Below are 13,779 nucleotides of genomic sequence, written 5' to 3'. Positions count from 1 at the left end.
CTGAGTCAGCAGCAGGGAACCACCCTGTTTATGACGCTGCTGGCCGGCTGGGCCGCCGTCCTCTCTCGTCTTAGCGGTCAGGACGATATCGTCGTCGGTACGCCGGTCGCCAACCGCACACGCCGCGAGCTCGAAGGCGTCGTGGGTTTCTTCGTCAATACGCTGGCGTTACGCGTTGAACCCGGTCAATGCACGACCGTCGCCGACCTGCTTGCTCAGGTGCGCGAACGGGCGCTGGCGGCCTATGCGCACCAGGATTTGCCTTTTGAACAGGTGGTGGAAGCGCTACAACCTGTCCGCAGTCTCAGCTACAGCCCGGTCTTTCAGGTCATGCTGTCGCTGAATAACACCCCGGCGCAAACCTTGACGCTGCCCGGACTCGAACTTTCCGCCATAGAACAGACAGGGCGCAGCGCTCATTTCGATCTGACGCTGTCGCTCACTGAAACGGAATCGGGCCTGACAGGCGGGCTGGAATATGCAACCGATCTCTTCGACAGGAAAACTATCGTCCGTCTGGCCGGCTACCTCAAAAATGTCCTGACCGCGATGGCCGCCGACGTGACACAACCGCTTGCCGCGCTGCCGATGCTGCCGGACGCCGAACGCCGGCAGTTGCTGGTGGATTTCAACGCCACCGCCGCCGACTTCCCGCAGCAAACCTTGATCCATCAGTTATTCGAAACACAGGTTGAACGCACCCCCGACGCCGTCGCCGTGCTGTTCGAGGAAAGCTCGCTCACCTACGACGCGCTCAACCGCCGCGCCAATCAGCTGGCGCACCATCTGATTGCGCTCGGCGTCCGGCCTGACGACCGTGTCGCCCTCTGCGCAGAGCGCGGCCTGGAGATGATCGTCGCCCTGCTGGGTATCCTTAAGGCGGGCGCCGCCTACGTGCCGCTTGACCCCGCGTACCCGTCCGAACGTTTGGCCTACATGCTCGACGACGCCCAACCCGTCGCCCTGCTGACCCAGTCCGGACAGACCGCCGTTCATAGCGATGCCGTCCCCGTGGTCCTGCTGGATACCGGGGAATTCGACGCCGACCGGGACAGCAACCCCGACCCGCAGGTGCTGGGCCTGAATGCTCAGCATCTGGCCTACGTTATCTACACCTCCGGCTCCACCGGCCAGCCCAAGGGCGTGATGATCGAACATCGTAGCCTGTGCAATCTGGCTCATGCGCAGATTGACGCATTCCGCATCACGGCGAATAGCCGCGTGCTGCAGTTCGCCTCTTTCAGTTTCGACGCCTGTATATCTGAAGTGACGACGGCGCTGTGTCAAGGCGCTTGCCTTGTGCTGGCGAGCCGCGAGGCGCTATTGCCCGGCGATGCCCTGCTTAACACGCTGCAAGCGCAGGCCATCACTCATGTGACCCTGCCGCCGGTGGCCGCCGGCGCGCTGGATCCCGATACGGCATTGCCCGATTTGCAGACGCTGGTTCTGGCGGGCGAAGCCTGCCCGCCGACGCTGGTCAGCCGCTGGGCCGCCGGACGCCGGATGATCAACGCCTATGGCCCGACGGAGGGCACGGTCTGCGCCACGCTCTGTGTCTGTGATGCACAGGATGAGCGGATCCCGCCCATCGGCCGTCCGCTGGCGAATACTCGGATCTACATCCTTGATGCCCAAGGACAACCTGTCCCCCTCGGCGTGGCCGGAGAAATTCACATCGGCGGCGCCGGCGTGGCGCGCGGCTATCTGCACCGCCCCGAGTTGACCGCCGAGCGCTTTATCCCCGACCCGTTCTCAACGACGCCCGACGCCCGGCTCTACAAGACCGGCGACCTCGGCCGCTGGCTGCCCGACGGCAATATCGAGTATCTGGGACGTAACGACTTTCAGGTCAAGCTGCGCGGCTTCCGTATCGAACTCGGCGAAATCGAAGCCCGGCTGATGCAGTGTCCGGGTATCCGGGAGGCGGTGGTGATCGCCCGCGAAGATACGCCGGGAGAGAAACGGCTGGTCGCTTATCTCCAACCCCAGCCCGGCGTTGAAGTGATCCCCGCCGACCTGCGCCGGCAGCTAGGCCGGCATCTGGCCGAATATATGATCCCGGCGGCGTTTGTGACATTGACGAGCTTTCCGCTCACCCCGAACGGCAAGATCGACCGTCAAGCGCTGCCGGCGCCGGACCAGACGGCGGTGGCGACCCGTAGCTACGAAGCCCCGCAGAACGAGGTGGAAAGCGCGCTGGCCCAGATCTGGCAAGACCTGCTGGGCGTCGCGCGCGTCGGCCGTCACGATCACTTCTTCGAGCTCGGCGGTCATTCGCTGATGGCGGTCAGCCTGATTGAACGGCTGCGCAACCGGGGCTGGACGCTAGACGTCCGGAGTATTTTCAACACCCCGGAGCTCCATGAGATGGCAGAGGCCATGCAAGACTCTCAGGATGAACCGGCGTTCGTCGTCCCGCCCAACCTGATCCCCGAGGGGTGTCGCGCCATTACCCCGGATATGCTGACGCTGGCGACGCTGACCCAGGCGGAGATCGATGCGATCGTGGATACCGTACCCGGCGGCGGCGCCAACGTGCAGGATATCTACCCGCTTTCTCCACTGCAGGAAGGCATTTTGTTTCACCACCGCATGCAGGAGCGCGGGGATACTTATCTGCTCAATTATTTGCTGGCCTTTGATGACCGTAACCGTCTTGATGCCTTTCTGAAGGCGCTGCAGCAGGTTATCAACCGCCACGATATTCTGCGCACCGCCGTCTGCTGGCAGGGACTGAACCAACCGGTACAGGTGGTTTGGCGCGATGCGCCTCTGCCGATCCACACCTTTGCTCCCGCCTCGCCGGACGATGTGGCGGCTCAATTACAGGCGCATACCGACCCGCGCCGGCGACGTCTTAATCTGAATCGAGCCCCGTTGCTCTCGGCCGATATCGCCTTCGATCCGGCCGCCGACGAATGGCTATTGGCGCTCGGTTTCCACCATCTTGTCGGCGACCATGTGACGCTGGATCTGATCATTGCCGAAATCGCGCTGTTGTTGCGGGATAGCGCGCAGACGCTGCCCATCCCACAGCCTTACCGCAACTTTATCGCCCAGATCCTGAGCGTCCCGGCGTCGGAACACGAAGCCTATTTTCGCACGCGACTGGCCGATATCGACGCGCCCACCGCCCCCTTCGGTCTGCTAAATACGCAAGAAGACCATCAGCCGATTGCCGAAGTCCGTCTTTCATTGGATACGGCGTTGGCTGAAACCATCCGCCATCAGGCTCGTCAGTTCGGCATCAGCCCGAGCGTACTGTTTCATGTAGCGTGGGCGCAGGTGCTGGCGCACACCTGCGGCCGCGCCGACGTGGTCTTCGGCTCGGTGCTGTCCGGCCGGTTGCAGGGCGTCGCCGGGGCCGACCAGGTGATGGGGATGTTTATTAACACCCTGCCGGTGCGCATTTCCCTTGGCGACCGCAGCGCGCTGGACGTGGTGCAGGCCGCCTATCGCGATCTGACGGCGCTGCTGGCGCATGAACAAGCGCCGCTGACTCTGGCTCAGCGTTGCAGCGGCGTCGTCCCCCCGCTACCGCTGTTCAGTACATTGTTTAATTATCGCCATAGCCAACCCCAAATGTCCGACAACCCCGTCTGGAACGGCATGCGGCGGCTCGCCGCGGACGAGCGCACCAATTTCCCGCTGACCCTGTCGGTGGACGATTTGGGCCAAGGCTTCCGTCTGGTGGCACAGACCGTCGCGTCCCTCGATCCCGGCCGGGTGGCTCGCTATCTGGAGACCGCCCTCTATGGTCTGGTCGAGGCGCTGGCCGTCGATCCCCAACGCCCCATCATGACGATATCGGTCTTGCCGGACGCCGAGCGCCGGCAGTTGCTGGTGGATTTCAACGCCACCGCCGCCGACTTCCCGCAGCAGGCCCTGATCCATCAGCTGTTCGAGGCGCAGGCCGCACGCACCCCCGACGCCGTCGCCGTGCTGTTCGAGGCGCGCTCGCTCACCTATGACGAACTCAACCGCCGCGCCAACCAGCTGGCGCACCATCTGATTGCGCTCGGCGTCCGGCCCGACGACCGCGTCGCCCTCTGCGTCGAGCGCAGTCTGGAGATGGTCGTCGCCCTGCTGGGCGTCCTTAAAGCCGGCGCCGCCTATGTGCCGCTGGACCCCGGCTACCCCGCCGAGCGCCTCGCCTACATGCTTGACGACGCCCAACCCGTCGCCCTGCTGACCCAGTCCGGTCTGACCGCCGTCCATACCGACGCCGTCCCCGTGGTCCTGCTCGATACCGGGGCATTCGACGCCGGCCGGGACAGCAACCCCGACCCGCAGGCGCTGGGCCTGAGCGCCGCCAATCTGGCCTACGTCATCTACACCTCCGGCTCCACCGGCCAGCCCAAAGGCGTGATGAACGCTCATCGCGGTCTCTGCAACCGTCTGGTCTGGATGCAGCGCGCCTATCGCCTCACCCCCGACGACCGCGTGCTGCAAAAAACGCCGTTCAGCTTCGACGTCTCCGTCTGGGAGTTCTTCTGGCCGCTGCTCTATGGCGCGCGTCTGGTGATGGCCCGTCCCGACGGCCACAAGGATACCGGCTATCTCGCTCGACTGATTGAGGACGCCGGCATCACCACCCTGCATTTTGTGCCCTCCATGCTGCAACAGTTCGTGCAGTGGGCCGATACCCCCTGCGATACGCTTAAACGCGTCATCTGTAGCGGCGAGGCCCTGCCGGCCGACCTGCAACAGCGTTTCTTTGCCCGCTTCAACGCCGAACTCCACAACCTGTATGGCCCCACCGAGGCCGCTATCGACGTCACCTGCTGGGCCTGCCGACGCGACGATATGCGCAGCTTCGTGCCCATCGGCCGTCCCATCGCCAATACCCAAATCTACATTCTGGACGCGCAGGGGCAACCTGCGCCGCTCGGCGTGGCCGGGGAAATTCACATCGGCGGCGTCGGCGTGGCGCGCGGCTATCTGCACCGCCCCGAACTCACCGCCGAGCGCTTTATCCCCGATCCGTTCTCAACGACGCCCGACGCCCGCCTCTACAAGACCGGCGACCTCGGCCGCTGGCTGCCCGACGGCAGCATCGAGTATCTGGGACGCAACGACTTTCAGGTCAAGCTGCGCGGTTTCCGTATCGAACTCGGCGAAATCGAAGCCCGGCTGATGCAGTGTCCGGGTATCCGGGAGGCGGTGGTGATCGCCCGCGAAGACAGCCCCGGCGACACCCGGCTGGTGGCTTATCTCTGCCCGCAGGCCGACGCCGAACCGGACCCCGCCGACCTGCGCCGCCGGCTCAGCCAACATCTGGCCGAGTATATGGTGCCGGGCGCCTTCGTCACCCTTGACGCCTTGCCGCTCACCCCGAACGGCAAGCTCGACCGTAAAGCCCTGCCCGCTCCCGACCGGACGGCGGTGGTCAGCCGCGGTTATGAAGCCCCTCAGGGCGAGGTGGAAACCGCGCTGGCCGACATCTGGCAGGATCTGCTGGGATTAGCGCGCGTCGGCCGCCACGACCACTTCTTCGAGCTCGGCGGTCATTCGCTGATGGCGGTCGGCCTGATTGAACAATTGCGCAACCGGAGCTGGACGCTGGACGTCCGGAGTATTTTCACCACCCCGGTGCTCCATGAGATGGCAGAGGCCATGCAAGACTCTCAGGATGAACCGGCGTTCGTCGTCCCGCCCAACCTTATCCCCGAAGGCTGTACCGTCATCACCCCGGAACAGCTGCCGCTGGTGACCCTCACTCAGGGCGACATCGACGCCATCCTCGAAACCGTACCCGGCGGCGCGGCCAACGTGCAGGATATCTATCCGCTTTCTCCGTTGCAGGAGGGGATTCTGTTCCATTATCGCGCTCAGGCGCAGGGCGATACCTATCTGCTATACCATCTCATCGCTTTTGACCGGCGTGAACGTCTTGATGCGTTTCTGGATGCGCTGCAACGGGTTATCGATCGTCACGATATTCTGCGTACCGCCGTCTGCTGGCAGGGACTGAGCCAGCCGGTGCAGGTGGTCTGGCGACAGGCGGTCCTGCCGATCGACACCTTTGTCCCGACTTCATCAGACGACGTGCCGGCACAGTTGCAGACGCATACCGATCCGCGCACCCGGCGTCTTGATCTGAATCAGGCGCCGCTGCTCTCCGCCGATATCGCCCACGATCCGCTTCACGACGAATGGCTGCTGGCGCTAGGCTTGCACCATCTGGTCTGCGACCATATGACGCTGGCGCTGATCATCAGCGAAATCGACCTGTTATTGAAAAACCGCGCCGATGCATTGCCGGTTCCCCTGCCGTACCGCAACTTTATCGCTCAGACGCTGAGCGTCCCCGTTACGGAGCATGAAGCCTATTTCCGCGACCAGTTGGCCGATGTCGATACGCCGACCCTTCCTTTCGATCTGCTTGATATACAGGGCAAGGGCGAAAACATAGCCGTCATCCGCGTACCGCTTCCGCTCTCATTGTCCAGCGCGATATACCATCAGTCCCGCCAGTTGGGGATTAGCCCCGGCGTACTGTTTCATGTCGCCTGGGCGCTGGTGCTGGCGCACACCAGCGGCCGCGACGACGTGGTTTTCGGCTCCGTGCTGCTGGGTCGTCTACAGGGCTCAGCCGGCGCCGATCGGGTGATGGGAATGTTTATCAACACCCTGCCGCTGCGCGTTCCTCTGGCGGACCGCAGCGTGCTCGACGCCGTACAATCCACCTATCACGGCCTGACTACGCTCCTTGAACATGAACAGACGCCGCTGGCGCTGGCCCAGCGTTGCAGCGGCGTGGCGCCGCCGATGCCGCTGTTCAGCGCCTTGCTCAACTATCGCCATACGCCGAAGAGCCAATATGTCACAACGTGGGACGGCATGCGTATGCTGGCAGAGAATGTACGTACCAACTATCCGTTTACCCTTTCAGTGGATGATAAGGGAGACGACTTCAGCTTACTGGTTCAAACCATCGCGGAAATTGATCCCGCGCGAGTAGCACACTACCTGCTGACGGCGATCGACAGCCTGCTCGACGCGTTGGAAACGGATCCGCAGCGCGCTATTCTCTCACTGCCGGTGCTGCCGGACGCCGAGCGCCGGCAACTGCTGGAAACGTTCAACGCCACCGACGCCGACTTCCCGCAGCAGGCCCTGATCCATCAGCTGTTCGAGGCGCAGGCCGCACGCACCCCCGACGCCGCCGCCGTGCTGTTCGAGGAGCGCTCGCTCACCTACGACGCGCTCAACCGCCGCGCCAACCGGCTGGCGCATCATCTGATCTCGCTGGGCGTCCGGCCCGACGACCGCGTCGCCCTCTGCGCCGAGCGCAGTCTAGAGATGGTCGTCGCTCTGCTGGCTATCCTCAAGGCCGGTGCCGCCTATGTGCCGCTGGACCCCGGCTACCCCGCCGAACGTTTAGCCTATATGCTCGACGACGCCCAACCCGTCGCCCTGCTCACCCAGTCCGCGCTGGTGGACCGCCTGAGCGTCACCCTGCCTACCGTCATTCTCGATGACCCGCGCACCGTCGGCGAGAACACCCCGGACGGCAATCCCGACCCCCGGGCGCTGGGCGTGACGCCGCGCCATCTGGCCTACGTCATCTACACCTCCGGCTCCACCGGCAAGCCCAAAGGCGTGATGATCGAGCATCGCGGCCTGTGCAATCTGGCCCGCGCGCAGGCCGACATCCTGCTCGTAACGCCCTCCGCACGCCTGTTGCAATTCGCCTCTTTCAGCTTTGACGCCTGCTTCTTTGAAGTGGCCGCCGCGCTCACTCAGGGGGCGTGTCTGGTGCTGGCGACCCGCGACGACCTGCTGCCCGGTCCCGCCCTGCTCCACACCTTGCAATCCCAGGCCATCACCCATGTGACCCTGCCGCCCGTGGCGGCCGGCGCGCTGGAGCCCAAGGCGGCGTTGCCCGACCTGAAAACGCTGGTTCTGGCGGGCGAAGCCTGCCCGCCGGCCCTGGTCAAACGCTGGGCCGCCGGACGCCGGATGATCAACGCCTATGGCCCGACGGAAGCCACCATCTGCGCCACCGTCTACGTCTGTGATGCGCAGGATAAGCGGATCCCCCCCATCGGCCGGCCTATCGCCAATACCCGGATTTATATCCTCGATGCGCAGGGGCAGCCTGCGCCGCTCGGCGTGGCCGGGGAAATTCACATCGGCGGCGTCGGCGTGGCGCGCGGCTACCTCCACCGCCCCGAGCTGACCGCCGAGCGCTTTATCCCCGACCCGTTCTCAACGACGCCCGACGCCCGGCTGTACAAGACCGGCGACCTCGGCCGCTGGCTGCCCGACGGCAGCATCGAGTATCTGGGACGCAACGACTTTCAGGTCAAGCTGCGCGGCTTCCGTATCGAACTCGGCGAAATCGAAGCCCGGCTGGCGCAGTGTCCGGGTATTCTGGAAGCCGTGGTGGTCGCCCGCGAAGACACGCCGGGAGAGAAACGGCTGGCGGCCTATTTCCGCGCCCGGCTCGGCGCGAAACCGACGCCCGCCGACCTGCGCCGCCGGCTCAGCCGACACCTGGCCGAGTATATGATCCCCGGCGCTTTTGTGGCGCTGGAAGCGTTCCCGCTCACCCCAAACGGCAAACTGGACCGCGAGGCGCTGCCGGTCCCCGACCAGACGGCGGTGGCGACCCAAGGCTATGAAGCGCCGCGGGGCGAGGCGGAAACCGCGCTGGCCGACATCTGGCAAGAGCTGCTGGGCGTCGCGCGCGTCGGCCGCCACGACAACTTCTTCGAGCTCGGCGGCCATTCTCTGATGGCGGTCAGCCTGATAGAACAGTTGAGTCACCGGGGCTGGACGCTGGATGTACGCGGCATCTTCTCCTCGCCGGTCCTCTATGAGATGGCGGCGGCGATACAAGACCATCAGGATAATCCGCCTCTCGTCATACCGCCCAACCGCATTCCCGAGGGGTGTCGCGCCATTACCCCGGATATGCTGACGCTGGTGACGCTGACCCAGACGGAGATCGATACCCTCGTCGAGACCGTATCCGGCGGCGCTGCCAATGTGCAGGATATCTATCCGCTCGCCCCGTTGCAGGAAGGCATGCTGTTCCACCATCTGTTGCAGGAGCGAGGCGACGCCTATCTGCTTACCGCCCTCGAAGCCTTTGATGGCAGGGAACGGCTGAACGCCTTTCTGGATGCGCTGCAACAGGTCATTGACCGTCACGATATCCTGCGTACCGCCATCTGCTGGCAGGAGATTAGCCAACCTGTGCAGGTCGTTTGGCGACACGCAACGCTGCCGGTGAACACTTTCGTACCAAGTGGGGAAGAGGATGTTCCGGCTCAGCTACGCGCGCATATCGACCCGCGTCACCATCGGATCGACCTGCGTCAGGCGCCGCTATTAGCCGCCGATATCGCCTACGACCCGGCTCACGATGAGTGGCTGTTGGCGCTGCGCCTGCATCATCTGGTCAGCGACCATGTCACGCTAGTGCTGATTGCTGAAGAGATCCGATCGCTGTTGCAGAAACGGACCGATGCGTTGCCCGTTCCGCCGCCTTATCGGAACTTTATTGCCCAGATACGCAGTACGCCGGCCGAAGTTCATGAGGCCTATTTCCATAGCCAGTTGGCGGATGTGGATGCCCCAACCGCGCCCTTTGGTTTACTGAACGTACAAGGCAATGGCGACAATGTGCACGAATCACGCCTGAAGCTGGACACTACACTGGCTTTGGCGATACGCGCTCAGGCCAGTCGTCTGAACCTCAGTCCCAGCGTTCTATTCCACGCGGCATACGCGCTGGTACTGGCGCACACCAGCGGTCGTGACGATGTAGTCTTCGGTTCGGTGCTGTCCGGGCGTTTGCAAGGCGTCTCCGGCGCCGATCGCGTCATGGGATTTTTTATCAATACGCTACCGATACGAATTCCCCTCCAAGACCGCAGCGTGCTGGAGCTAGTTCGGGATACCTACCGCAAGTTGATGGCGCTATTGGAGCATGAACAAGCCCCGCTGGCGCTGGCGCAGCGCTGTAGCGGCATCGAGCCGTCGGTGCCGCTGTTCAGCGCGCTGCTTAACTACCGTCATAGCCGCTCTGATTCAAGCGATAGGGACGCGGGGGGATACGGGATGCGCTTGTTGACCGTAGAAGAACGCACCAACTATCCACTCACGCTGTCGGTGGACGATTTGGGGGATAACTTCAGTCTCACCGCCCAAACCGACGCAGAGGTGGATCCTGCGCGCCTGATTCACTTTATGCTCGCCACGATAAGCAACCTGATCGCGGCTTTGGAGGATACGCCTCATCAGGCAGCGCTGAGCCTGCCGATTCTCCCGGAGAACGAATGCCGGCAACTGCTGGAGGCGTTCAACGCCACCGACGCCGATTTCCCGCAGCATTTACTGGTTCATGAACTGTTCGAAGCGCAGGTTGAGCGAAGCCCCGACGCCGTCGCCGTCGTCTTCGGCGAACGGACGCTGAGTTACGCTGAACTCAACCGCCGCGCCAATCAGCTGGCGCATCACCTGATGGCGCTCGGCGTCCGGCCCGACGACCGCGTCGCCCTCTGCGTCGAGCGCGGCCCGGAGATGGTCGTCGCCCTGCTGGCTATCCTCAAGGCCGGCGCCGCCTATATCCCCCTCGACCCAACCTACCCCACCGAGCGCCTGCGCTACATGCTGGAGGATGGCAAACCGGTCACGCTGCTCACTCAGCACGCCCTGCTCGACCGGTTGGACAGCCGCCTGCCTACCGTGCTCCTCGACGACCCGCGCACCGCCGGTCAGGATTCGCCGGACGGCAATCCCGACGCCCGGGCGCTGGGGCTGACGCCGCGCCATCTGGCCTACGTCATCTATACCTCCGGCTCCACCGGCAAGCCCAAGGGCGTCATGATTGAACACGTCAATCTGGTCAACTTCCTGTGGTCGATGCGCCGGGAGCCGGGGATGGCGCAAGAGGATGTCTTACTCGGCGTGACCTCGCTCTGCTTCGACATCTCCATTCTGGAGCTCTTCCTGCCGTTATTATCCGGCGCTCAGCTGGTTCTGGCGACGCAGAGTCAGGCGGCCGATGCGCAGCAGCTTGCCGCATTGATTGTCCGCCATCAGGTTTCCTTTATGCAGGCCACGCCTGCAACCTGGCGGATGTTGCTGCAACTGCCCGATTTTTCTCTGCCCGTCGGCTTCAAGGCCCTGTGCGGCGGAGAGGCGCTGTCTGAGAAGCTGGCCACGCAGATGCTCCAGCGGGTCGATACGCTGTGGAATATGTACGGCCCGACGGAAACGACGATCTGGTCCGCGCTAAACGGTCTGACCCGGCCGCTCCCCTATATCGGTCACCCGATCGCCAACACCCGGATCTATATTCTGGACGCGCAGGGGCAGCCGGCGCCGCTCGGCGTAGCCGGGGAGATCTACATCGGCGGCGCCGGCGTGGCGCGCGGCTATCTGCACCGCCCCGAACTCACCGCCGAGCGCTTTATTCCCGATCCGTTCTCAACAACGCCCGACGCCCGCCTCTACAAGACCGGCGACCTTGGCCGCTGGCGGCCCGACGGCAGCATCGAGTATCTGGGGCGCAACGACTTTCAGGTCAAGGTGCGCGGTTTCCGCATCGAACCCGGCGAAATCGAAGCCCGGCTGATGCAGTGCCCCGGCGTACGGGAAGCGGTGGTGGTCGCCCGCGAAGACAGCCCCGGCGACACCCGGCTGGTGGCTTACCTCTGCCCGCAGGCAGATGCGACGCTGGATCCGATCGTTCTGCGTCAACAACTTAGCCAGCAGTTGGCCGAGTATATGGTGCCGGGCGCCTTCGTCACTCTCGACGCCTTACCGCTGACGCCGAACGGCAAGCTCGACCGCAAGGCCCTGCCCGCTCCCGATCGGTCGGCGGTGGTCAGCCGCGGTTATGAAGCCCCGCAGGGCGAGGTGGAAACCGCACTGGCCGAGATCTGGCAAGAGCTGCTGGGATTAGCGCGCGTCGGCCGTCACGATCGCTTTTTTGAAATTGGCGGGCATTCGCTGTTAGCCGTGAAATTGTTAAACGTCATGCGCCAACAAGGTATAGAAGTATCGTTGTCCGCCTTGTTCGCTCATCCAACGCTATGCGATCTCGCGTTGGAGATTGATGACGACATCATCGAACCCGGTTTGCCCATCGCTGAAAACCCTGTGCCATTAAGTCCTGACGGGGATCTGCCGCCGTTGTTCCTGGTACACGAAACATCGGGCGATCCGGTCGTGTATTCGCCGCTGGCCGCCTTGCTGCCGTCGTCGCTGCCGGTCTACGGACTGCATGCGCTCGGCATCCATGCGGCGGATAATCCGCCGACATCGATTGAGGAACTGGCTCTTCATCACATTCAGGCCATTCGCCGTATTCAGGATCACGGCCCTTATCGTCTCGCCGGGTGGTCGATGGGGGGCGCCCTGGCCTATGAAATCGCCATCCACTTGATTAGCAGCGGAGAAGACGTTGATTTCCTCGGCATGATTGATTCTTACAACCTTGGTGAGATCCATCGCGGTACGGAAAATGAACGGCGCGCTGCGCCGGTAAACGATGAGCGGGAAAGTATTACCACGATGATTAAATATCTGCGTAACACTCTGCACGTCACCGATGAACAGGCGTTGGATAAACTGAGTCAGATCGAAGAGGTAAACAACGCCGTCGCGTTTTGCCGACGTCGGGGATGGCTGCCCGACGGGGTGACCCAAGAGGATATTCTGCTGCGAATATCCTCCAGGAAAACCATTTTGCAATGTGTTCATGGTCATATCGCGCCGGCGTCGTCCCTGCCGGTCCACCTGTATACCGCCGATCATTTATCGGTCGGCGACGATCCGTGGCACGGCTGGCAAGGCATTGTCGGCAAGGATTCCGTGATTCATCCTATCGGCGGTACGCACTATACGATCATGCAGCCGCCCTTGCTGAATCAGGTAGTCGATTCGTTCAGCGAATATCTGCTATCGGGCAACGATACTCCAAATATCATTATCCAAAACGGCGCGCCGGGGACACCGCCGCTGTTCTGTATTCCCGGCGCCGGCGCCAACGCCTCCGGTTTTATTGAGCTGGCGCTATCATTACCGCCTCAACAGCCCTTGAACGCTCTGCAAGCGCGAGGTCTGACGGAAAGCGGTCTACCGCCTCACGTCAGCGTCGAAGGCGCGGCGCGAACCTACCTTGAAGCGATCCGCCAGGCGCAGCCTTATGGGCCGTATCACCTATTAGGTCACTCTTTCGGCGGGTGGATAGCGTTTGATATCGCCTTGCAGTTGCAGGCTCAGGGAGAATCGGTCGCCAGTCTGATACTGATCGATACCGATGCGCCCGACGCACCGAACTGCCCGCCGAAGTCTATCGATCGTATCGAGACGCTGCTGAAGTTAATCGCTATCTACAATATGCTGCTGACTCAGCCCTTGGCGCTGACGCGATCTGATTTCGAGGGGATGACGCCGGATGAGCAGATTAAGGCGTTGCACGGCGCATTGGTGAGCGCGGGTATTTTCTCGCCCCAGATGACGACATCGGTGTTGTCGGGCATCGTTCAGGTCATGCAGGCAAATCTCAATACGGTGTATACGCCGCGCGCGCGCTATGCGGGGCTGGCGCATCTCATCAGCGCCGAAGAGGGGGACGCCGCAGAGAGAGAAGCCAATGAACAGCAATGGCGCTCGCATGCCGCTCACTTTGAGATGCGTCTCATGCCGGGCAATCACATGACGATGTTGTCCGCTCCGCAGGTCGAGAAGTTGGCCACCTGGCTGCGGGCACATCTGCCCCCTGCGAGGTGAATTACGCCGCTGCCGGCCCTGACG

Annotated in this window: 1 protein-coding gene (cut by a window edge); it reads left to right on the top strand. The window is 63.1% G+C overall.

The window, feature by feature from the left end; all coding sequences use genetic code 11:
- Positions 1 to 13,755, top strand: the 3' portion of a protein-coding gene (locus I6N93_RS06080) for a non-ribosomal peptide synthetase (protein ID WP_197669190.1). Its footprint begins 4,017 nt before the window's first position; the window shows 13,755 of its 17,772 coding nt (coding positions 4,018-17,772); the start codon falls outside the window, past its left edge; it ends in the stop codon at positions 13,753 to 13,755.
- The last annotated feature ends 24 nt before the right edge of the window (positions 13,756 to 13,779 follow it).

Source organism: Lonsdalea populi, from assembly GCF_015999465.1.
In the GTDB taxonomy this organism is placed as follows: domain Bacteria; phylum Pseudomonadota; class Gammaproteobacteria; order Enterobacterales; family Enterobacteriaceae; genus Lonsdalea; species Lonsdalea populi.
This window is presented reverse-complemented; position numbering and strand designations above follow the sequence as displayed.